The sequence below is a fragment of the Aquimarina algicola genome (assembly GCF_006443095.1).
Lineage (GTDB): Bacteria > Bacteroidota > Bacteroidia > Flavobacteriales > Flavobacteriaceae > Aquimarina > Aquimarina algicola.
This window is the reverse complement of the sequence record NZ_VFWZ01000009.1, coordinates 89,234-112,187: the sequence shown is the minus strand read 5'-3', so window position 1 is coordinate 112,187 and position 22,954 is coordinate 89,234. Positions and strand designations below refer to the sequence as shown.

Below are 22,954 nucleotides of genomic sequence, written 5' to 3'. Positions count from 1 at the left end.
TATCAGATTTCTTTTGTAAAAATATCTAGTACTTGCTTGATATTGAGTAACAATTCTTTGTCTGTAATCGTATTAGATTCTTCAGAAAAATTATCATAAAAAGAAGGAAAACTAAGGCTCCCTACAATCTCTGCCCCAAACCTTGGTAAAACGCTCTTTCCAAACTCCAAAGCGCTAAGCCCTCCTCTTTTGCCAGGAGAAGTACTTAATAACAATACTTTTTTTCCTTCTAAAAAATTACGATCTAATCTTGATAGCCAATCAATTATATTCTTAAAAAAAGCGCTCCAACTTCCATTATGTTCATTTACAGAAATGATGAGTCCATCTGATTCTGAAATTTCTTTTTGTAATGCAGTTGTCATTTCCGGAAATCCCTTTTTTTCTTCATCTTCACCATAGATAGGTAGAGGATAATCAATTAAGTTGATAAGTTTTGTATCATGATTTTCTATTGATGAAACAATATGTTTCACAAGTTTTTGATTAATAGAAGTACTGCTATTAGAGCCTGCAAAGGCAAGTATTTTGCTCATTATTTTTGTTAATTAAAGTAATCAAAAATAATCAAAAAGCTTACAGTCGCAAAATAAGGCTACCTTTGTATCATCACGAAAAAACAAACCCATTGGCTTTTAGAGATTTAAATTTAAGTACTCAACTTCTTAACGCATTAGATGATATCCATATCTCCACTCCTACTCCTATACAGGAGCAAGCATTTTCTCCTGTAATGTCAGGTAAGGATGTTGTAGGTATAGCGCAAACAGGTACTGGTAAAACATTTGCTTATATGCTTCCTATACTTCGGATGCTAAAATATTCTGTACAACAAAACCCAAGAGTATTAGTACTTGTTCCCACTAGAGAACTTGTGGTTCAGGTAGTAGAAGAAATAAAAAAGCTTTCTAAATATATCAATGTACGAATTGAAGGAGTATATGGGGGTACTAACATCAATACGCAAAAACAAGTCGTATCTCAAGGGCTAGATATTATAGTAGCAACACCAGGACGCTTATACGATTTGGCGGTGAGCCGTGCATTGCAATTAAAATCCATTCAAAAGTTAGTCATCGACGAGGTTGATGTAATGATGGATTTAGGTTTTAGACATCAGTTGATGAATATTTTTGATATTCTTCCGCAGCAGCGACAAAACATTATGTTCTCGGCAACAATGACTGAAGACGTAGAGAGCATCATCACAGAAATATTTACAAATCCTCAAAAAATATCTATTGCCAAAAGCGGAACTCCATTAGAAAACATTAAGCAATACGGGTATAAGATTGCTAATTTTTATACTAAAGTCAATCTGCTAGAAGATCTTTTACACGATAAAGAAGCATTCAAAAAAGTATTACTTTTTGTTAGCAATAAACGTATGGCTGATCGTTTATTTGAAAGATTCGAAAGAACATTTCCTGATCAATGTGCTGTTATTCATTCTAATAAAACACAGAACTACCGTCTCAGAAGTATTGAACAATTTGAGAGTGGAGAACATCATATCCTGATCGCTACAGATGTTATGGCTCGAGGATTGGATATAGATGATATTACACATGTTATCAATGTAGATACTCCTGCTTATCCTGAAAATTACATGCATCGTATTGGTCGAACAGGTCGTGCGCAAAAAGAAGGAACCGCTATTGTACTTGCGACCGAAAAAGAACAAGAATATCTGGAAGCTATAGAAGAACTTATGGAAATGAAAGTTGAGCAACTGGATATCCCTAATCATGTTGAAGTCTCTAAAGAACTTACCCCAGAAGAGCAACCTGTAGTCAAAGAAATTTATAATCCCAATAAACGAACCAACGATGATGAGGCCGGTGCAGCTTTTCATGAGAAAAAGGAAAAAAATAAAAAAGTAAATCTAGGAGGGAAATATAAACGGGAAATTAAAAAGAAGTACAAAAAACCAAAAACAAGAGGAGATAAAACCTTTAATCAAAAACATAAAAAAAGAAAAAAACGATAAAAGTAACCTTATGAACAAAAAACTACTCACAATAGTATTAGCGATAACATTGATCACTTCTTGTCAAGACAATCAAAAACAAAATAATAACGAATATCAAGATAATCCCGAGTCAAGTGACGAAAGTGTAAGTAATGACCGAATCGATAATAATAACATTACTAAAGCAAAGATTGATCTGGATTTGGAAAAAGCTGTAAACAATTTCATTACTTGCAAAAAAGCTGCAACCGAACGTAATGAATGCAGAAACAGTATCACTGAAGTTATTGCCGAAACGTATGAGTTAACAGAGTTCAATGATCCAAAATTAGGATATGTTGTTTATGATAGCATTAGACTTATTGTTGAGCAATCCAGACATTGGTTGCAATTAGGAACGATTAGTCAAAAAACAATTGATCAGGCATTAGAGCATACTAATAGAGGGGGATTAGCACTTGTTATCGATACATCCAAAACATATGGCCATGTAGTTATGATTGTACCGGGAGAAACAAAAAAATCAGGCTCATGGGGAATGAGTTTACCGTATGTTTTATCACTTTCTAATTATAAGCCCGAAAAATCTTTCAGTAATAAGCAGCTCTCTTATGCTTTTCAAAAAAGTGATGCACTAAAAATATATGTTAGACAATAATGATAGTTTTAGACTATATTGTATAGCTTTATAATCTTATCAGATTATATTTAAAATCAAAAAACAATCCTATGAAACGTTTTGATATACGGTTTTTACCAATTCTATTCTTTTTTGTCTCTTATCAGATCAACGCACAACAAGTATATAAAGATCAATTTGCTCATACTTTTTCTATTGTTGCCAGAGACAAAGTCACAGGCGAAATGGCTGTGGGTGTACAAAGTCATTGGTTTTCTGTGGGTTCAATTGTATCATGGGGCAAATCCGGAGTTGGCGTTGTAGCCACACAATCTTTTGTAAATCCGGCTTATGGTCCAGAGGGGCTTTCGCTTATAGAGAAAGGAACATCTGCTAAAGAAGCACTCGATCTTCTTGTTGCAAAAGACGAAGGAAAAGACTTTAGACAAGTGGCTTTCTTAGATCATAAAGGAAATACAGCTGCTTTTACAGGAGAGAAATGCGTAGCGTCTGCTCATCATATCATAGGAGATAATTTTGCAGTACAAGCCAATATGATGTTGAATGATAAGGTAGTACCTGCAATGGCCGAAGCTTTTGAAAAAAATAAAGATCTACCTCTTGCCCAACGAGTGGTCAAAGTACTTTTGGCTGCCCAAGAAGCCGGAGGTGATATCAGAGGAAAACAATCTGCGGCATTAATTGTTGTTGATGGATCACCTGCCAAAAATGTATGGGAAGACAAAAAAATTCATCTCAGAGTAGATGATCATCCTACTCCATTAGTAGAATTAGAACGTCTTTTGAAAGTACATGAAGCGTATCAGTTTATGAATAACGGCGACCTTGCTATAGAAGAAGGCGATATGTCTAAAGCATTTGCAGCATATAATGCTGCAGAGCAATTATTTCCGGAAAATTTAGAAATGAAATATTGGAAAGCTATTGCTATGGCAAATAACAATAAGCTGAAAGAAGCTTTACCAATTTTTAAAACTATTTTTCAGAAAGATAAAAATTGGAGGGAACTCACAAAGCGATTACCCAAATCTGGGTTATTAAATATCTCTGAAGCACAGTTGAACACCATTTTAAGTTTATAAAGTAAATAATTCGTATACAAGTGGCTTCAATTTTTGCTCATGTTTTTACTTCTTATGCATTTGGCAAAGGATTTCCCAAAGAGCTTACTACTTAAAAAATTTAGATTCTTAGCGAGATTTGTGCTATGACACTAGATGCAGAAATTATATTCCTAACATTTTTGAAGAGTTATTATAGAGAACCAATATGAAAACATTTACAGATAAAACATCTAAAAAAAAACCTAAAGTTAGTATTGGCAAAGCGTTCAAAACTATTATCTGGCCCAGAAGAAATCTTGTTTTTATAGGATTGTTTCTTATTGTACTTAGTAGGCTTGCAAGTCTGATCTTACCTATGGCTAGTAAATATCTTATGGATGATGTAATTGCTAAAAAGGATTACAATATGCTCAAAACACTTCTTATTGGTGTCGGTATTGCCATTCTTATACAATCCATTACTTCATTTTTATTGACTCGAATATTAAGTGTACAGGCGCAATTTTTAATTTCTGAATTAAGGGCGCAAGTACAAAAAAAGGTATTATCACTTCCCATTAGTTTTTTTGACAATACAAAATCAGGAGCACTCGTTTCTCGCATTATGAGTGATGTCGAAGGAGTAAGAAACCTTATTGGCACAGGCTTGGTTCAATTAGTTGGAGGAACTATTACTGCTATTATATCACTCATATTATTGATTCGTATCAGTCCGTCTATGACATTATTTGTGTTGATTCCGGTATCTGTATTTGGAGTAGTCGCTTTAAAAGCATTTAAATATATACGCCCGATTTTTAGAAAACGTGGAGTCATCAATGCAGAAGTAAAAGGACGGCTTACCGAAACATTAGCTGGAGTTCGTGTAATTAAAGGGTTTAATGCTGAAGCACAAGAAAACAAAATTTTTGAAGAAGGCGTAGATCGATTGTTTCAAAATGTAAAGAAAAGCCTTACCACAACCGCTTTGATCACCAGTTCTTCTACCTTTTTACTCGGTATTGCTTCTACCGGTATTATGGGAATTGGTGGATATAAAATCATGATTGATGAGTTAACAATTGGCGACTTTCTATCTTTTACCCTTTTACTAGGATTTATGATTGCTCCTATTGTTCAAATGAGTAACATCGGAAGCCAGTTAACAGAAGCACTTGCCGGATTGGATCGTACTGAAGAATTAATGAACATGACTCCGGAAGATGAGATTGAAGATAGAGATATTACCCTAGATGCTATCACCGGAGAAATCATCTTTGATGATGTTTCTTTTGCTTACGAAAAAGATAAACCAGTGTTACACAATATTAGTTTCAAAGCGCCTTCTGGTTCTGTAACAGCTCTGGTGGGAAGCTCTGGCTCAGGGAAATCTACTATTGCAGGTCTTGCTGCTACTTTTCTCAATCCACAATCCGGACGAATTACTATTGATCAACAAGATATTTCTAAAGTAAAACTAAACTCCTACAGACAATATCTCGGAGTCGTTTTACAAGATGAGTTTTTGTTTGAAGGTACGATCAGAGACAATATCTTATTCCCCAAACCCGAGGCTACCAAAGAAGAATTACAAAATGCAGTTCAAGCCGCTTACGTAAATGAATTTACAGATCGATTTGAGGATGGGCTTGATACACTTATTGGAGAACGTGGTGTAAAACTATCTGGTGGTCAACGCCAACGTATTGCCATTGCAAGAGCAATTTTGGCTGATCCAAAAATCATTATTCTCGATGAAGCTACTTCTAATTTGGATACTGAAAGTGAAGCTCTAATACAAAAAAGCCTTAATGAACTGATGAAAGGGCGAACTACTTTTGTTATTGCGCATCGATTAAGTACGATCAAAAAAGCAGATCAAATTCTCGTTATCGAATCAGGGCGTATTGTTGAGAAAGGCACTCATCATCAACTTATTGATACAAAGGGTAGATACCATGACCTATACACGTATCAGGCAAGAATCTAAATCAACTATTCATAATTTTATTGCACGCTTGCCCATATTTTATTAGCATGTTGCAAAAAAAGAGGAGATGCTTTTTCAAAAGACGGATCGATATTTTTATCACCCCCAAATACTTCGTTCCCCATATTTATTAATGTGTTCCCTCTAATGATATATTTCTCTCCATTTTCTAACATCAATAATTTTAATGTTAAAGGGGAAACATCTGAAATACAAGCTAATTTGTAGGCAAAAGTAATTTCACCTAGACCATTTTTGTCCAAATCTGTTATCGTAATTGACTCATCAATAAAGTCTGCAAAAAGATCATACTCACAACCTTCTTCTGTAAAATCATAAATTCTTCTAATTAGCTTTGTACTATCGGGCTCAATAGCGTAGTGATAAACAAAAATTTCATGGTCTTTTTTAGAAAATAGTACAATATTTTCACCTTTGGAGTCCTTCCAAAATTTTTTAGTAACAATATCTCCTTTAACATCAAGCGTACTCAAATCATAATTTGACGTATCTAATACTTCAAACTTGCCACTAATTTCATTAGACGAATTTTTCTTGTTTTTATCTGAGTTATTACACGAAATAAGAATCAAAGAAATAAAAATGTATACTATTGTTCGCATACTCTTTTTTTGGATTATATGTATTATGTTAATGACTTGAGAACGGTTTAGCAGAGTTTATATTGTTATTAAACAATACAACAAGATTCTAATCCATCCAATTACAATCAGCTCTATTCCTCATAAAATTTATATATAGATGATTTGAAGAATCAAATTGCTTATTCACCCAATCCATGCTCTTTTTTATATGATAAACTACTGTCTTTAATATATTCCCAAACCTGAAACGCATTTTTTGCATCTATTAATTCAGTAAACGCTTCCTGATTCATAGCATACTGTAAAAAACGCTCTACATGAGATTGAGGAATCTGCAATTCTTCTGCAATCTCAATTTCTGAAAACATATTAATAATCTCATCCTCTACTTTTACTTTTTCATCAAGTGCTACTCTGCCTTTTAAGGATTTTGTTCGACCAGAAATCTTATTCAGGATTTTATGTACATTTACGATAAGACCTACACCAAAAGGAGTTCCTTGTATTTTGACAGCTTTTCCGTGATTAGCTTCAAAAAGTAACCGCTCATTTTTGGTTTTTACCTTTAGCTTTGCTTCTGGCAATCCCAAGGACGATGCTTTTATTACGGGAGAAAGCTTAATTTTCTGAATATCTCCGTTTATATTACCAGTTAAATCATAAGGACGTACAACCACTTCTTCCAAATTGATAGTTTTTTCTTTTAAAACCACAATCATCATACCTTGATCAAGAATTGAATCTGTAATCATAACCTTTTTAGTTACATATGTAATTGCAGAAAATTGTAAGGTGTCGTTCTTATTAACCGCTATTGTAAAACCTCCTTTGGCATTTGTAATCGTGGATTTTTTGCTATTGAGGTTAATCACCAATACATCAGAAATCTCATTACTAAAACTTTGAATCACTCCCATAAGTTCTATTTCTTGAGCATTGCTATTACACGAGGACAATACAATGAATAATTTAACAACACAACACAAGTACTTATGGTTCATTCGTTTATACAATAAGTTCCATTATAAAAACCTAATTGTTATCTGAGTGTTGCAATTCGTAAACCAAACTATTTTTAGATTCAATCAATATGTATTAAAACTTAAGTGCTATGATTAAATGTTTAACTATTGTAATACAGTAACATATAGCACTACCATATTAATACATCTGTACAACATATTTCTCTGTTTTCACCTCACATACGTAGTAAATCTGTTTTTAATACGACCAAATGATAAAAACAGATGGGAAAACTCTTTTATATACTGCTATTTATAGTACAAACCACCAGCTCTATATATAGTCAGAAAAACACTGTTATTGCAAACAACAAACAAGATTATGAGTACTTTTTAGATTTCTTCAGCACTAGAAATAAACAAGTGCATGAAAAATCACTGAGTTATATCAAAAATAATTGGTCTGATCATTTTGAAGCAATCGCTATCGAGTCGTTATATTTTCTCAGAAATCCTTCTACATCCGAAAAATTACTTAACATTCTTCAAAAAAATACTAAGAAATACTATCGCTACGATTTTAACAAGTGGTATGAATATATCTGGAACAAAGATTCTACTTATCAGGGATCCTATTATACTTTTAAAGCTGCATTACACAAAGGGTTAGATGCTAGATTTGAACATTATTTTTTGGATCGACAAGATTTATCTACCATACGATTAGATGAAGTTCGTTGGGGTGGTGTGATTCAGGATGGAATTCCTCCTTTGAGAAACCCAAAAATGATTTCTGCAAAACAAGCAAAATACCTAGCTGATACTGATATCGTTTTTGGCATTGCTGTTCAGGGAGATATCAGAGCTTATCCTAAACGAATCCTTGCTTGGCATGAAATGTTTACAGATCGGGTTGGTAATATTCCTGTGGCGGGAGTATATTGCACATTGTGTGGTACTGTAATTTTATATAAAACACAAAAAGATGGAGTAAACTATCAATTAGGTACTAGCGGATTTTTATACCGTTCTAATAAATTGATGTATGATCAAAAAACACAATCGCTATGGAATACTCTCTGGGGCAAACCTGTCATAGGTCCTTTGGTTAATCAGGGTATTGAGTTAGAATACCTGAGTGTAGTTACTACTACTTGGGGGGAGTGGAAAAAACGCCATCCTGAAACCAAAGTACTTTCTTTGCGTACCGGTCACACTCGAAACTATAATGAAGGCGAAGCTTATAAAGATTATTTTACTACTGATGAATTAATGTTTTCTGTGCCTGGTGTAGACACTAGATTAAAAAATAAACAAGAAATCCTTGCGATACGACTACCAGAAGAAACTGATGAAAATATTGCTATTTCTTCTAAGTTTTTAAGGAAACAAAAAATATATCAAAGCACGATCAATAATAAAAATTTTACTGTATTTACAGATGTTTCGGGAGCACATCGGGTATACTTTACAAAAGATATCGAATTTGTTTTCTATGATCAAAATACCAAGGCAAAAGATGGTAATGGAGAGGTTTGGCATGTAAAAGAAAATCATCTGGAACATGCAACTACCCATCAAAAGCTTACTCGTATGTCTACCCATAATGCTTTTTGGTTTGGTTATCAAGCTGCTTTTCCCAAAACAAAACTCATCAAATAATTATGTTATTGATTTCTGTATCCTCAATTTAATTTAAAATCAATCTTAACCTTAGATTTGATATTTTTAGATAACAAAAAATCAAAACTATGGAAAATAATATCAGAGGTGGAGACGCGCCTATTGCCTGCCAATTAGAAGGTGGTAAAAATTATGCATGGTGTACTTGCGGACATAGCAAAGGGCAACCATTTTGCGATGGTAATCACAAAACAGCAAAAGGAACACCACCTACCCTCTTTAGTGTCGATCAAGATAAGGAAGCTTATTTATGTACTTGCAAACTTACTAGTAATCCACCATATTGCGACGGATCACATAACAATTAATTTTAACCACGAATACAAGTCATGTTCGGGGTATTAGTAAAGGTATAATTCTCAATATATTCATCAATACTAATAAATATATTATTGTTTTATAAACTCAATTTCTTTTCCTCCTAACTGAAGAAACATTTTATTCTTTTCTGTCAAAAATTTGATATGAACACCTGCTCGCTCTGACCTAAATTTGTCTTTTTCATAAGATTCTACGGGAAATGTCGGACCGTTTTTTGCTTTTACAATTAAAGTGATATTATCTTTGATAATCTCTATTTCAAAAGGAGGTTCTTCTCCTTTATATGTACCCAAATATTCATCTAATATTTCAGTTTTTAATTTTATAGCTGGCTTAAAATCCGGTAAAGTATATTCTATATTAAAATATACTTTTAATACTCCTGTTAGTATCTCATTCAAGCTCAAAACAACGCCATTTGATAAATAACTAACAGAAAGATTTTCTTCTGGGATATAAACCACTATAGATTGAAACCCATCTATACCACCGGGATGACCATAACTTTTTTTACCATCAAAAGGAAACTGAACTACTCCCAGTCCTCGATTATCAATTAATGTTGTCATTGCAGAAAGAGATGTTTTTGATAGTATTTTGCCCGAAAACAAATGATCATAAAAAATTGTCACATCTTCTGCTGTTGATACTATTGCCCCTGCTCCAACCGGAACACTCATGTCTGTTTCTTGTTGTTTACTCCACTCTAATGTTGCCTTTTGAGCATATGAATTCGCTTCGTTATTTTTTGAGTTTATCTTACTACCATAAAAAGTATTCTTCAAAGTATAGGGGATAATAAGTTTTGACGATAAGACCTCGGCATAAGTTTTATTTTCAATTGCCTCTATAATGTATGACAACAAGATATAATTAGAGTTGGAGTATCCTGATTTCTCACCAGGTTCAAATTGTGATTCTTTGCCAGCAATACGATTGAGCATTTGCTGTTTTGTATTCGGTACAACCATCCAGGTTCTAAAATCTTTATCATCTGTAATATTATAAATCCCGCTACGATGCCTTAATAAATGTTCTATTGTAATCTTATTCGCATTGGGTATTTCGGGAAAAAATTCATCGAGATGATCAGACAAGTTTAACTTCTTTTCTTCTATCAACTGCATAATCAATGTTGCAGTAAATGTCTTTGTTATAGAACCTATACGATATTTTGTATTTCTATTTGATTGTATTTGATTCTCTATATCTGCATATCCTATGGATTTTTGATAGATTTCTTTTCCATCTTTTGTCATAAAAATATGCCCCATACCTTTATTCTTTACTTCTATTAAAGTAAACAAGCTATCTAATTTTGACACATTAAGTTGTGCATTCATTAAATTATACACTAGCATCATACAAATAATCATTATTCTGATCATCTTTCTTTATTTTTTTATTATTGTTATTTATTAATGGTATGCTTTCTACGGGTAGACTTTAATTTTTTATAAAAGAGTTCAGTTTCTCTCTATCTCGCAATAATTCATCTACAAATTGCAAACTATCATTTTGTTTATATACTCCATCTGGACTGACGAGAATATGAAAAGGAATTCCTGAAAATTTATATTCGTTCATTATTTTAATTTCATTACCATCTGTATTGAGTTGTATTCCTTTCATATCTGATTTTTGCAGATAGGATTGCCATGCATCAAAATCATGATCAATTGAAATATCTACAAATACTACATCGCTTTTGGTTTTATGTTTTTCTTTTATTTGATCCAAAATAGGTTTCTCTCTCAGACAAGGAGCACACCAAGTAGCCCAAAAACTCACAAACATTGTTTTTCCTTCGAACGCTGATAACATGACTGTGTTCTTATTAATATCTATAAACTGTTGATAAGACAATATTGCTGTAGTCTTTTTTTCTTTGGTAAAATCCCAAATGACAATGGTATTAGTTACACTTCCGTCATACTGTTTTTTAAAATTTTCTTTCTTCAGTATCATCGGTTGAGAAAACATTATGAGCATAAACAATGTTACCATTATTAAAGACAATAAGATTTTATATTGCTTTTTGACGTGCCTTCTTGTGAGTATCAAAGTACTAATGGAAAAGAATAATAAAATGAAAAAGAAAGGAAAATATAGGTATCGAAATGGTTTGAATATTAGTACTCCCAAAATCAATAAAAACAGCCATTTTATAGAAGTATTTTTATTAATTACTCCTGCAATATAATAACTGAGAATACAAGCAAAAACTGCAATCCATTTTAGGTTAGAAAACTCGTAAATAACATCTATATATCTTAATGAAAAAAAGATTATAAAGACCAATAGTAATATTATAATAATACCAAAAATGATATTGAAAACCTGTTTTTGCATAATTGCTAGTTAAAGACTAATGTTCTTTTTGAATCCAAAGAAATATAATAGTAATAGCTCTTGATATAGAGAAAGTAAAAAAACCAAAAATAGTAGGCAATGCAGAGATTTTTAATCCTCTAGCTAGTACTTCTATAGAAACTTCACCCAACATTTCTAATCTATCAAAGGCTGTTACTAATCCTATAAGCTGTCCTAATACACCCCATACCAAGGCTAAAAGTCCTATTGAGTTTATAAGCTTCATAAATTTTACTGAAGAATGCCCTTTTTTAACTATAACAAATATATTTTTTATAGTAATCGATAATACTAAAGCAAAAATGATCACTATGGGAAGCATAAAAAACAACCCTCCTTCATAAATTTTGTTAAAAAGTTGAGTAAAGAAAGATGGTGTTTCTGTTTGAATTAAAAACATTGTATTACTAAAAATTAAACTAAACATATTAAGATCACTTATTCTTTAAAAGGGTATTGTTCTATTTATCTCCACTTCTGGATACTGTTCTACAAATTTATCTTGTATCTTGACATCTTTACCTTTTAGATATTTATCAAAAAAACAAAGTATCAATTTATTTGTTATATGACTCATTCTTTCTTCATGAATTGTTCCTGTTTGAGTTAAGGATTTTATTTTAGACCAATATGACAAATCACCAAAATTGGCATGGTCAGCAGATGTAATCGTAGCCAGATACACATCATTTTTTGCTATCTTATGATATACATAAAAATTAGGAGTAAAAAATGTACTATAATCTCTATCGGCATGCATAAGCATGAGTGGAGTTTTCAATATACTATCTGATGCCCTGCCCCATTGTGCACCATCCATATTAATTACTGCTTTTATCTTTGGGTTAGCAGTTGATTGTTGTACAACGGCAGCACCGCCCCATGAGTGTCCTAGCAAGCCTATTTGTTCTTGATTAATTTTTTGATACAAAAAACTTTCTGGTTTTGTATTGAGTAGTAATATTTGATCAATGACAAAAGAAATATCATCTGACCATCTATCTAAACTTTCAAAATATGGTAAGTATTCTATTAATTCTTCGATAGCTTGAGTACGAATTTTATCATTTTTTTCATTCAGACCAAGATCCATTTTACTTTTCATATACTTAAAATCCAGACCTACATTCATACGATCTATATTATCTTGATTCCATTTTATCTTTTCACCTTTATGTGTTGTAAAAAAGGATTCATACAAATGATCAATCCCCACGACAATATACCCTTGACTTACAATTTCTTCAATAATAGAAACATACATTTCACTATTCCAAAGTAATCCATGAGATAATATAATCACTGGCATTTTTTTATCTTTTATAATCGGTAAAGAATGTTCTATATGTATCTTGGTAAGATCAAAGTGTGATGCTATAAATGAAGGCATCCCCTTACTTGTTGCAAAAGCTTCTGCAACACCGTTATCCATATATTTCTCCGGTTTGTGTATCTTATCGTAAGAAGGATACCATATATGCGCTGTCAATTTTCGGTAATCCTTGTTATCCCTGGTTAGTATCTCTTTTCGAGTTTTATCTTCTAGATAAATAGATTCTACCCCTATAGAAAAAGAACCTGAAGGTTCAGGAAATTGTATAACCGGCATCGCTACTCCTAGAGCGATACTGAAGAGACATGATATAATGCCAAAAGCTGATAATGTTATTTTCTGCCATTTTATAAAGTTTTGTTTTATAAACAATATCGCACACAATACAAAAGCAAAATAGCCTAGGTATATCTGCCATCTCACCCCTTCTATCAATACATGCAACAACAAGATTAAAATACAACTGTAAAAAATGAAATGTTGAAGAATCCTTCTTCTCAAAAAAGATGATAAAATACTACCAATAAGTAATGCAAGGTATAAATACTCAAAAACTCTCATATATCGTAATAAGATTTATTTTTGAGTCTAAACTAATTACAAATACCTGAGCATTTTACACATTGCGATGAAGTACAGAATTAATACTCTATATAGCAAGATTATGCATTTTAGTTTCGTAAACACGTCAAAAACCCTGTTTATATAGTTATTTATCTTTATAGTCTTATATCTTATAAAAATTATACAGATATTATATCCCTATTTTTACACCTATTAGTTTAAAAAAAAATGATGGTAAAAAAAATACTGGAGATTCTATTACATATTATTTTCTGGGGTATTGTTTTATTTTGCTTTACTTACTTTTTTGGGCATAACACAAGTAATATCAACTATGTATTTTCATTTTCATTATTCTTAATGCCTGTAACCATAGGTACTACTTACACTGTAATAGATCTTCTGATTCCTAAATATTTATTGCAAAAAAAGTACTTTTCATTTTTAGTATATTGTATTTATACCATTATTATATCAGCACTTTTTATTATTATTTCTCTTTTTTATGGGCTTATCTTTTTGTCTTCTTTGAAATTTGAAGAAATGGCTCCACTGACCCGTAGTCCCCTATTTTTATTTATTGCTGTATATTTTGTTGTTATTGTAGCGAGCGTCTTTCGTCTTGTGCAACATAATTACAAATCCAACGCTGCAAATCAAGAACTCAAGCATAAGATCCTCGAAGCTCAACTTAAATTAAAAGAGCAAGAACTACAGTACCTCAAAATGCAAATTCATCCTCATTTTTTATTTAATACGTTAAACACACTTTACGGATTTGCTCTCAAAAAATCTGAAGAGGCCCCTGAGATGATCCTTAAACTATCAAATCTTTTGGATTACTTATTATATCAATCAGATAAACCTTCGGTGGCATTGCAAGAAGAAATACATCATATTGAAGATTATATCGCTTTAGAAAAAATGCGTTTTAGAGATACCCTCGATATCACTATTGATATTGAAAAAATTAACCCCAACATATCAGTAGCTCCAATGCTCTTTATTCCTTTTGTAGAAAACAGTTTTAAACATGGACAATTAAGAAATCAGAAATTGTCTATTGTAATAACGCTCAAAATTATTGATAATCAAATTAAATTTACTATTAAAAACTCTATTCTGGATCAACAAAAAAATAAAGAAGGCATTGGATTGAAAAATATAAAAAAACGATTATTATTACTGTATAAAGATCAGCATGATCTCAATATTACAATAGATCAACACTGGTATATGGTTCAACTTATTCTAAAACATTCAAAAACTGAAGCATGAGCACTAAAATTTCTTGTATCATAGTAGATGATGAACCAACAGCAAGAGATATTTTGATGAGTCATCTGTCAAAAATTGATCAGATACAGGTAATTGCGAAATGTGGTAACGCTCTAGAAGCTTTTAATTGTATCAATAAACAACAAATTGATCTTATATTTCTTGATATTAACATGCCTGAAATCTCCGGAATTTCTTTTGCAAAATCAATCAATACTACTATCAAAATAATTTTTACCACTGCATATCGAGAATATGCTATTGATGGTTTTGATCTGCATGCTGTAGATTATCTATTAAAACCTATTTCTTTTGAAAGACTGTTAAATGCGGTTAATAATTATGTTGAGATTTATCATAAACCTACAAATAACCAGATTAAAGAAACTTCTACAAATAATTTCATCTTTGTTCGATCAGATCGCAGAATGAAAAAAATCAACTTTTCTGATATTTATTATATCGAAAGTTATAGTGATTATCTTAAAATTTATGGTGCTAAAGAAACTGTTGTTACTCGAGAATCTATAAGTACAATAGAATCTAAATTGCCTATGCAACAATTTATGCGTATTCATAGGTCATATATTATTGCGATAGAACATATTAATTCTTTTTCGAATGAAGAAATCACAATACAACATAAATCAATCCCAATAAGCAGAAACTACAAGAGTGAAGTATTAAATAGACTAAGTAATATATAACACAAGAGGATATTTAATTAAAAATATCCTCCTGCTTCTACTTATAATATATTTTAAAGAACACTATACATGTAATGCTCTATTATCCGTTGTTGCCAGTGCAGCTTCTTTAATTGCTTCTGTAAATGTCGGATGTGCATGAGACATACGAGAAATATCTTCAGAAGAAGCTCTAAACTCCATAGCAGTTACTGCTTCTGCAATCAAATCTGCACAACGAGCCCCGATCATATGTACTCCTAAAACCTCATCGGTTTTTTCATCAGCAAGTATTTTGACAAAACCATCTATATCTGCACTTGCTCTTGCTCTACCCAAAGCTCTAAAAGGGAATTGTCCTGATTTGTAAGCTACTCCGGCTTCTTTTAACTCTTCTTCTGTTTTGCCTACTGCTGCAACTTCTGGCCAGGTATATACCACTCCTGGAATCAAATTATAATCGATATGGGGCTTTTGTCCTGCTAATGTTTCTGCTACAAAAACACCTTCTTCTTCTGCCTTGTGCGCCAACATAGCTCCTTTTATCACATCGCCTATAGCATAAATATTAGATACATTGGTTTGTAAATGATCATTTACCTCAACCTGTCCTCTTTCATTTATTTTTACTCCGGCTGCTTCTGCGTTTAACCCATCTGTATAAGGGCGACGTCCTACGGATACCAAACAATAGTCTCCTTTGAACTCTACAGGATTTCCTTTCTTATCATCAGCCGTAACGGTAACCTGTTTTGCTGTGCTTTTTACGCCAGTTACTTTGTGTGAAGTATAAAATTTCACTCCTTGCTTTTTCAACACTTTTTGAAGTTCTCTTGATAAAGCCTTATCCATCCCAGGAATAATTCTATCCATATACTCCACAACAGATACTTCTGCACCTAGCCTTCTATACACTTGCCCTAACTCTAAACCAATTACTCCTCCACCAATAATAACAAGATGCTTTGGTATCTCTTTTAATTTAAGTGCTTCTGTAGAAGTAATGATTCTTTTCTTATCTATTGTAATAAAAGGTAATGTAGAAGGCTTAGATCCTGTAGCAATAATACTATTTTTTGCTTCAATGGTTTCTTGACTTCCATCAGTCTTTGTAATATCTATATGAGTCGCATCTTTAAAAGCTCCTACACCTTCGAAAACATCAATTTTATTTTTTTTCATTAAAAATTCAACACCTCCAGTAGTTTGATCTACCACAGCTTGTTTGCGAGCAATCATTTTTTCAAGATTAATTTTTACATCTCCGGGAATTTCTATTCCATGATCTGAAAAATGTTTTACTGCATGTTCGTAGTGATGAGAAGAATCCAGTAATGCTTTACTAGGGATACATCCTACATTAAGACAAGTTCCACCAAGAGTTGAGTATTTTTCGATTATTGCAGTTTTCATACCTAGTTGAGCGCATCGAATTGCTGCTACATATCCACCAGGCCCGGAGCCAATTACGGCTACATCATATGTACTCATAATAAATTATTATGTTGTGCTTATTAAATTTAATTAACAAAGTTAAAGGTATTGAAAGAATTTTCGATAGTAATTAATAAATAATTATACAAAGAAGAAATTTTTAAGGTATCATCAAATTTTTATGAAAAAACAATGCTGGGAATACTTTAAAAATTATACTTTAGTTAAAGCTAACAAGATCGTGCTAATGGATGCATCGGTTTTATTAGTTCTTTTTTTAACATACAAAGCTTTTTTCTTAATAGATGCGCTATTTATCTACAATTTTTCTCATTATCATTATTGTTTTATGGAGTTCTTGTCGTAATGATTTTGAGTCTAGACCAAGTGTAGGGAATTTAGAATTTTCTACTGATACCTTGTTTTTGGATACTATTTTTACAAATATTGGCTCAAGTACTTATAGCTTTAAAATTTATAACCGCACTGATGATGACTTTACTATTCCTACCATTACATTAGAACGTGGCGAGATCTCTAATTATAGACTTAATGTAGATGGGATACCGGGAAAATCTTTTGAAAATATACAGGTACTTGCAAAGGATAGTATTTTTGTTTTTGTAGAGACAACTACTGATATTACTGATCAAACCACAGATACCGAATTTTTATACACAGATAGAATTTTATTTGATATAGGAAGTAATCAGCAAGATGTAGACTTAGTAACCTTAATTAAAGATGCTGTATTTTTATTTCCGTCACGTGATGCAATGACTGGTACTGTAGAAACCATAACATTGGGACTAGACAATGAAGATAACGAAATTAGAATCGAAGGTTTTTTATTAGATGATGATGAACTCAACTTTACCAACGAAAAACCCTATGTGATTTATGGATATGCAGCAGTACCAAATGGAAAAACACTTACTATTGATGCTGGTGCAAGGATACATTTTCATGCTGAATCCGGAATTATTGTTGCTAATGAAGGAAGTCTAGTTGTTAATGGAGAAGTAAGCTCTGATCCGAAACGTATGGAAAATGAAGTTATTTTTGAAGGTGATCGATTAGAAAGTGCATTTAGTGATGTTCCCGGACAATGGGGTACGATTTGGCTCACTGCCGGTAGCACTGGTCATAGTATCAATCATGCTACTATCAAAAATGCTACTGTTGGTATATTTATGGACTCTAATGATGGTAGTACGACGCCTACGCTAACAATAAAGAATACCCAAATTTACAATAGTTCTAATGTTGGTCTGCTAGCAAGAACCGGTAATGTATCCGGAGAAAATATAGTCATCAATAATGCAGGACAAGTGGCTCTAAATTGTTCTCTGGGTGGAACCTACGACTTTAATCATTGTACATTTACAAATTATTCTAGTATAGGAACCGGTTTTAGAGAGTTTCCCGCGGTTTTGATTGATAACAATCTAATTGTAAATGAATCTGAAGTTGTTACCGCAGATTTATTATCTGCTAATTTTACAAATTGTATCATTTTTGGAAGCCAATCCAGAGAATTATTATTTAGTAGAGTAAATGGTACTGCCTTTAACTTCTCTTTCAAAAATTGTTTGCTTCAATTCGATGATCCACAAAATGAATTTCAGGATAATCCATTATATGATTTTAGCAACGCTCTTATTTTTGAAAATATGATATTCAATGAAGATCCTGATTTTCAAGCGCCATTTGATAACCTTCTAAATATAGGAGAAAAATCGGCTGCTAATGGCCAAGCTTCTATTCCAACTATCGATTCAGATATATTAGGAATTCCAAGAAACACTAGTGCTCCTGATATTGGGGCATATGAAAGTGTTGCGTTTGAGAATTAAAAATCAAAAAAATGAGTCTGTATCAATTCAATATTTGCCAAAAAGCTTGTATTCTGATCTTTTTTTTAGGTTTTAGAGTTCTGTACAGTCAAGAGGAGATATTCGAACCAAATCATAATTTTACAGAAAATCAAATTGTTTATTTATATGGCGATAACGTCAAATTAAGAACTGCTCCTAATACGCAATCTGAGGTTATTGATTTATTAAAAATAGGAACTCAAATCACAATTCTAGAAAAAACAGATCAATCCCAAAAATATAACGGTTTAGACTCACCCTGGTATAAAATTAAATATAAGAGCACTACAGGATATATTCTGGGAGGGCTAATTGCAATCCACAAAACTTCATTTAACAATTCTACCTATCTAATCGCAGTCAAAGTACAAGGAGAACGATTTTATTTACAAACCAGACTTCTAGAGAATTCTAAAACATATATAGAGAATGAAACTGAGTTCTTCAATACACATTTTTCTATAAAATCATACGATAATAAAGGACTAGAATCTATAAAAAATATGCTTTTGATAGAATACATGCCTATTGATCCTTTTGCTAATAATGGTGGTTTTATTTATTTAATACAGGTACAAAGCTAATTACAGCAGTTCGATTTGGAAAAAGTGCAGATGCTCCACATTGGTCAGAAGAATCATTAACTTTTCCAGATGATGATAATGGTATAAAAGGCAGAATCATATTTAAAAGAGAAGAAAGTGAGATTGTTGATCAAGATGTAAATTGGGTAGAAACTAAAACTCTCGAAATTGAATTACGTTGGGAAGGTAATAGACTTGTGCCCGAAATCCCAAAGATGTTCGATACTGATCACTAAATAATTTATTAAATATTTTCTAATAGTATACTACATGGACAATTATATTTTCAGATCTCAAAGATTAGGATTTAGAAACTGGAGTATTGATGATTTAGAAATATTAACAGAGATCAATAACGATGATCAGGTCATGGAATTTTTTCCATTTAAACCTTCCAGAAAAGACACAAGAGATTTTATCTTCAGAATGCAAGAGATGTTTGACGAAACAGGATTTTGTTATTTTGCAGTAGAAGTTATAGAAACTCAGACATGTATTGGTTTTATAGGGATATGCGAGCAGACATATTTTGATGATATTGATAGATTTGTAGATATTGGCTGGAGATTACATAAAAATAGTTGGAATAAAGGATACGCAACCGAAGGGGCGATAGCATGTATAGATTTTGCCTTTAATACGCTTAAATTAAAGACCATTTACGCTGTAGCACCAGAAATAAATACTAAATCAGAGGCTATCATGAAAAAAATTGGGATGAAATTCCTCAAAACGTTTGAACATCCTAAATTACTTAAGTATAGTGCCTTAAAAAATTGTGTCCTTTATTCAATTTCAAGGTAATGATTTACAGGAGTATCATTCATCAAGCAAAATAAGTTCTAATCATAATTTACCCACCACCGCGTTTCTGGATATGTTTTATGATGAATGATAATAGTCTCTCCTATTCTAGGAGTGCTAATATTAATGTTAAGTTCTTGTGCTTTTTTCACAACTCGTTCAATAGGGTCAGTCCATATATGATTAGCCAGCTTAAAACTTCCCCAGTGTATAGGAACCAATACTTCTCCCTTAACATCTACAGCTGCTTGTACTGTTTCTTCGGGGAACATATGGATATTTTTCCAGTCTTTATCGTACTGTCCACATTCCATCAGAACCAGATCAAATGGCCCATATTTATCTCCGATAGTTTTAAAATGGTTTCCATAACCACTATCACCGCTAAAATAGATCTTATCATTTTTCCCCTTAATAACCCAAGAAGCCCATAAAGTTGCCCCTTGATCAAACAACCCTCTGCCAGAAAAATGAATAGCAGGTGTACAAACAAGTTGAATATCACCAAAACTTGTCATATCCCACCAATCTAATTCTTCTATTTTTTCTTTCTCAACTCCCCAGGAAGTCAAGTGCGCACTTAAACCAAGAGGTACAAAAAACTTACCTACATTATCCTTTATTTTTTTAATTGTTGAATAATCTAAATGATCATAATGATCGTGAGAAAAAATTACAAAATCTATGAAAGGTAACTTCTCTATAGCAATAGGTAATTTTGTATTAAACCTTTTTGTCATGTTAATAGGTAGCGGAGAAGCATAATCTCCTAGCATAGGATCTAAAAGAATAGTTGCGCCTTGCATCTGTAAAAGAAAAGTAGAATGTCCAAACCATGTTACTTTTGTTTCGTCACTAGAATAACTTGTAATAGCAGTAGAATCCAAAACCAAAGGTTCTATTTCTTTTAAAGGTCTTTGATGAGTTTTCTTTTTAAAAACTTTTTGTATAGCTTCCCATCTGTTTTCTGAAGTACTTATTGGGGTTCTTATAATGAATTTACCGTCTTCAAAATTATCAGACTGCGAGTATATTTTTTTCTGTTCTTTGTCTGGAGTACCTCCAAACTGAGGACTAAAATTGATAAAAACAATTGCTGTTAGTAGCAATACACCGAATAAGATTGCAATTATGAATAACATACGTTTGGTATATCTTAAGATTTTATGTTTCATTATAAATAATGAATTAATTATTAAAGCCAAAAAAACGCACTATCCAGCTTTAGCAAAAGATAATACGTTTTAATATATAAAGATTAAGAAATTCTATTTTGTGAATAGAGGTTTATCTGCCATCATAGCATTTACTTCATCAGCAATATGATGTAATGCATCTTCATCTTCAACATTTGTAATTACTCTATCGATCAATTCAACAATTTGTATCATATCTTCTTCTTTAAGACCCCTTGTCGTTACTGCAGAAACTCCAATACGAATACCTGAAGTCACAAAAGGAGACTTATCATCAAAAGGTACCATATTTTTATTAACTGTAATATCTGCAACTCCCAATGCTTCTTCTGCCTGTTTTCCTGTTACATTTTTATTACGCAAATCGATTAACATCATATGATTATCGGTACCTCCAGAAATTACTTCATATCCTTTTTTCACAAAAGCTTCTGCCATTACTGCAGCATTTTTCTTTACCTGAATGATATAATGTAAAAACTCATCGCTTAGTGCTTCTTTGAAAGCTATAGCTTTTGCAGCAATAATATGTTCTAATGGCCCACCTTGATTACCAGGAAATACAGCACTGTCAAAAAGAGAAGACATCATACGTTTTTTTCCATTTTTCAAAGTAATCCCGAATGGATTTTCAAAATCTTTACCCATCAGGATTAGTCCTCCTCTGGGGCCTCTTAGCGTTTTATGTGTTGTTGTTGTAACCACATGACAATGAGGTACAGGGTCTGCAATAACTCCTTTTGCTATCAAACCTGCCGGGTGTGCAATGTCTGCCAAAAGGATCGCTCCTACACTATCTGCTATTTCTCTAAATCTTTTGTAATCAATTTCTCTAGAATAAGCAGAAGCACCGGCAATAATCAATTGTGGCTTTTCTTTAGTAGCTATTTCTTGTATTTTATCATAATTTAATGTTCCTGTCTCTTTTTCAACTCCATAAAAAACAGGAGTATACAATTTACCAGAAAAATTGACCGGAGAACCATGAGTCAAATGTCCACCATGGGAAAGATCAAACCCAAGGATTTTGTCTCCTGGTTTAAGACAAGCATGATATACAGCAGTATTAGCTTGCGAACCTGAATGAGGTTGCACATTTGCATATGCTGCTCCAAACAATTCTTTGGCACGATCTATTGCAATTTGTTCTACAATATCTACTACCGCACAGCCTCCATAATAACGTTTTCCCGGATATCCCTCTGCATATTTATTAGTTAATACTGAACCTGCGGCTTCCATTACTTGTTCACTTACAAAATTTTCTGAAGCAATAAGTTCTAAGCCATTGATTTGACGTTCTTTTTCTTCTTGAATCAAATCAAAAATTTGTTTGTCGCGTTGCATGTAATCTTAATTTGTTAATAAAACGCAAAAATAGGAAATCCGTTCCTTATATTTCCTTAAACAAACCCTAATAAATATAAACAACTTGTTCACAGCGATTATAGATAGATGATTTATCGTCTAAAACATAAAATATGATAGAATAGTTAATACCTCAGCTTGAACAATACATATTTTCAAAGTCTAACGGCAAGCCTTAAAACCTTTACTACTTTGATTATCGAATAAAAATTTTATATTCGAAAGAGTTCTATATCCTATG

Annotated in this window: 21 protein-coding genes; 11 read left to right on the top strand and 10 right to left on the bottom strand. The window is 32.4% G+C overall.

Annotation, left to right across the window (positions count from 1 at the left end):
• Positions 1 to 2: 2 nt before the first annotated feature.
• Complete coding sequence (locus FHK87_RS22350; protein ID WP_140596985.1) at positions 3 to 536, bottom strand: NADPH-dependent FMN reductase; 534 nt, start codon at positions 534 to 536, stop codon at positions 3 to 5.
• A gap of 92 nt (positions 537 to 628) precedes the next feature.
• On the opposite strand from FHK87_RS22350, the gene FHK87_RS22345 reads away from it, so the two are divergent.
• The 4 genes from FHK87_RS22345 (at position 629) to FHK87_RS22330 (ending at position 5,645) form a co-directional block, all read left to right on the top strand.
• The gene (locus tag FHK87_RS22345) at positions 629 to 1,990 is read left to right on the top strand and encodes a DEAD/DEAH box helicase (RefSeq protein WP_140597399.1); all 1,362 of its coding nucleotides are present in this window, start codon (positions 629 to 631) and stop codon (positions 1,988 to 1,990) included.
• A gap of 10 nt (positions 1,991 to 2,000) precedes the next feature.
• Entirely contained in the window at positions 2,001 to 2,630 is a 630-nt protein-coding gene (locus FHK87_RS22340) for a hypothetical protein (protein ID WP_140596982.1), read from the top strand.
• A 71-nt stretch (positions 2,631 to 2,701) separates the two neighbouring features.
• Positions 2,702 to 3,694, top strand: a complete 993-nt coding sequence (locus FHK87_RS22335; protein WP_140596979.1) for a DUF1028 domain-containing protein — start codon at positions 2,702 to 2,704, stop codon at positions 3,692 to 3,694.
• 187 nt (positions 3,695 to 3,881) lie between these two features.
• Positions 3,882 to 5,645: an ABC transporter ATP-binding protein gene (locus FHK87_RS22330; protein WP_140596977.1), complete on the top strand. Its 1,764-nt coding sequence runs from the start codon at positions 3,882 to 3,884 to the stop codon at positions 5,643 to 5,645.
• 17 nt (positions 5,646 to 5,662) lie between these two features.
• Here the strand turns inward: FHK87_RS22330 and FHK87_RS22325 are convergent, their stop codons facing one another.
• On the bottom strand, positions 5,663 to 6,268 hold the full coding sequence (locus FHK87_RS22325; RefSeq protein WP_140596974.1) for a M949_RS01915 family surface polysaccharide biosynthesis protein: 606 nt from the start codon (positions 6,266 to 6,268) through the stop codon (positions 5,663 to 5,665).
• 161 nt (positions 6,269 to 6,429) lie between these two features.
• Positions 6,430 to 7,251, bottom strand: coding sequence for a carboxypeptidase-like regulatory domain-containing protein (locus tag FHK87_RS22320; RefSeq protein ID WP_140596971.1), 822 nt, complete (start codon positions 7,249 to 7,251; stop codon positions 6,430 to 6,432).
• A gap of 246 nt (positions 7,252 to 7,497) precedes the next feature.
• Here FHK87_RS22320 and FHK87_RS22315 point away from each other — a divergent pair, with 246 nt between their 5' ends.
• Positions 7,498 to 8,874 (top strand): DUF3179 domain-containing protein, encoded by a 1,377-nt coding sequence (locus tag FHK87_RS22315; RefSeq protein ID WP_140596969.1) that lies wholly within the window; start codon positions 7,498 to 7,500, stop codon positions 8,872 to 8,874.
• Between the two features lie 89 nt (positions 8,875 to 8,963).
• On the top strand, positions 8,964 to 9,203 hold the full coding sequence (locus tag FHK87_RS22310) for a CDGSH iron-sulfur domain-containing protein (protein WP_140596966.1): 240 nt from the start codon (positions 8,964 to 8,966) through the stop codon (positions 9,201 to 9,203).
• Positions 9,204 to 9,284: 81 nt separating this feature from the next.
• On the opposite strand, the gene FHK87_RS22305 is transcribed toward FHK87_RS22310, so the two are convergent.
• From FHK87_RS22305 to FHK87_RS22290, 4 genes are all read right to left on the bottom strand, one after another.
• Entirely contained in the window at positions 9,285 to 10,604 is a 1,320-nt protein-coding gene (locus FHK87_RS22305) for a serine hydrolase domain-containing protein (RefSeq protein ID WP_140596964.1), read from the bottom strand.
• A gap of 58 nt (positions 10,605 to 10,662) precedes the next feature.
• The gene (locus FHK87_RS26430; RefSeq protein WP_226294380.1) at positions 10,663 to 11,184 is read right to left on the bottom strand and encodes a TlpA family protein disulfide reductase; all 522 of its coding nucleotides are present in this window, start codon (positions 11,182 to 11,184) and stop codon (positions 10,663 to 10,665) included.
• A gap of 400 nt (positions 11,185 to 11,584) precedes the next feature.
• Positions 11,585 to 11,815, bottom strand: coding sequence for a MotA/TolQ/ExbB proton channel family protein (locus FHK87_RS26425; protein WP_226294379.1), 231 nt, complete (start codon positions 11,813 to 11,815; stop codon positions 11,585 to 11,587).
• A gap of 219 nt (positions 11,816 to 12,034) precedes the next feature.
• Positions 12,035 to 13,483 (bottom strand): alpha/beta hydrolase, encoded by a 1,449-nt coding sequence (locus tag FHK87_RS22290; protein ID WP_140596956.1) that lies wholly within the window; start codon positions 13,481 to 13,483, stop codon positions 12,035 to 12,037.
• Positions 13,484 to 13,714: 231 nt separating this feature from the next.
• On the opposite strand from FHK87_RS22290, the gene FHK87_RS22285 reads away from it, so the two are divergent.
• Positions 13,715 to 14,764 carry a sensor histidine kinase gene (locus FHK87_RS22285; protein ID WP_140596952.1) on the top strand — a complete coding sequence of 350 codons (1,050 nt, stop codon included), beginning with the start codon at positions 13,715 to 13,717 and terminating at the stop codon, positions 14,762 to 14,764.
• Positions 14,761 to 15,471, top strand: coding sequence for a LytR/AlgR family response regulator transcription factor (locus FHK87_RS22280; RefSeq protein ID WP_140596949.1), 711 nt, complete (start codon positions 14,761 to 14,763; stop codon positions 15,469 to 15,471). Before FHK87_RS22285 ends, FHK87_RS22280 begins: the two co-directional genes overlap by 4 nt.
• A gap of 63 nt (positions 15,472 to 15,534) precedes the next feature.
• On the opposite strand, the gene lpdA is transcribed toward FHK87_RS22280, so the two are convergent.
• Positions 15,535 to 16,941, bottom strand: coding sequence for a dihydrolipoyl dehydrogenase (lpdA, locus tag FHK87_RS22275; RefSeq protein ID WP_140596947.1), 1,407 nt, complete (start codon positions 16,939 to 16,941; stop codon positions 15,535 to 15,537).
• A 248-nt stretch (positions 16,942 to 17,189) separates the two neighbouring features.
• Between lpdA and FHK87_RS22270 the strand changes: the two genes are divergently transcribed.
• The 3 genes from FHK87_RS22270 (at position 17,190) to FHK87_RS22260 (ending at position 20,149) form a co-directional block, all read left to right on the top strand.
• Complete coding sequence (locus FHK87_RS22270; RefSeq protein WP_140596944.1) at positions 17,190 to 18,740, top strand: hypothetical protein; 1,551 nt, start codon at positions 17,190 to 17,192, stop codon at positions 18,738 to 18,740.
• An 11-nt stretch (positions 18,741 to 18,751) separates the two neighbouring features.
• Positions 18,752 to 19,345 (top strand): SH3 domain-containing protein, encoded by a 594-nt coding sequence (locus FHK87_RS22265; RefSeq protein WP_140596942.1) that lies wholly within the window; start codon positions 18,752 to 18,754, stop codon positions 19,343 to 19,345.
• A 270-nt stretch (positions 19,346 to 19,615) separates the two neighbouring features.
• Positions 19,616 to 20,149: a GNAT family N-acetyltransferase gene (locus FHK87_RS22260; protein WP_140596939.1), complete on the top strand. Its 534-nt coding sequence runs from the start codon at positions 19,616 to 19,618 to the stop codon at positions 20,147 to 20,149.
• Between the two features lie 38 nt (positions 20,150 to 20,187).
• On the opposite strand, the gene FHK87_RS22255 is transcribed toward FHK87_RS22260, so the two are convergent.
• Together FHK87_RS22255 and glyA are read right to left on the bottom strand one after the other, a co-directional pair.
• Positions 20,188 to 21,324, bottom strand: coding sequence for an MBL fold metallo-hydrolase (locus tag FHK87_RS22255; protein WP_226294378.1), 1,137 nt, complete (start codon positions 21,322 to 21,324; stop codon positions 20,188 to 20,190).
• Between the two features lie 93 nt (positions 21,325 to 21,417).
• On the bottom strand, positions 21,418 to 22,692 hold the full coding sequence (glyA, locus tag FHK87_RS22250) for a serine hydroxymethyltransferase (RefSeq protein WP_140596937.1): 1,275 nt from the start codon (positions 22,690 to 22,692) through the stop codon (positions 21,418 to 21,420).
• Positions 22,693 to 22,954 lie beyond the last annotated feature (262 nt).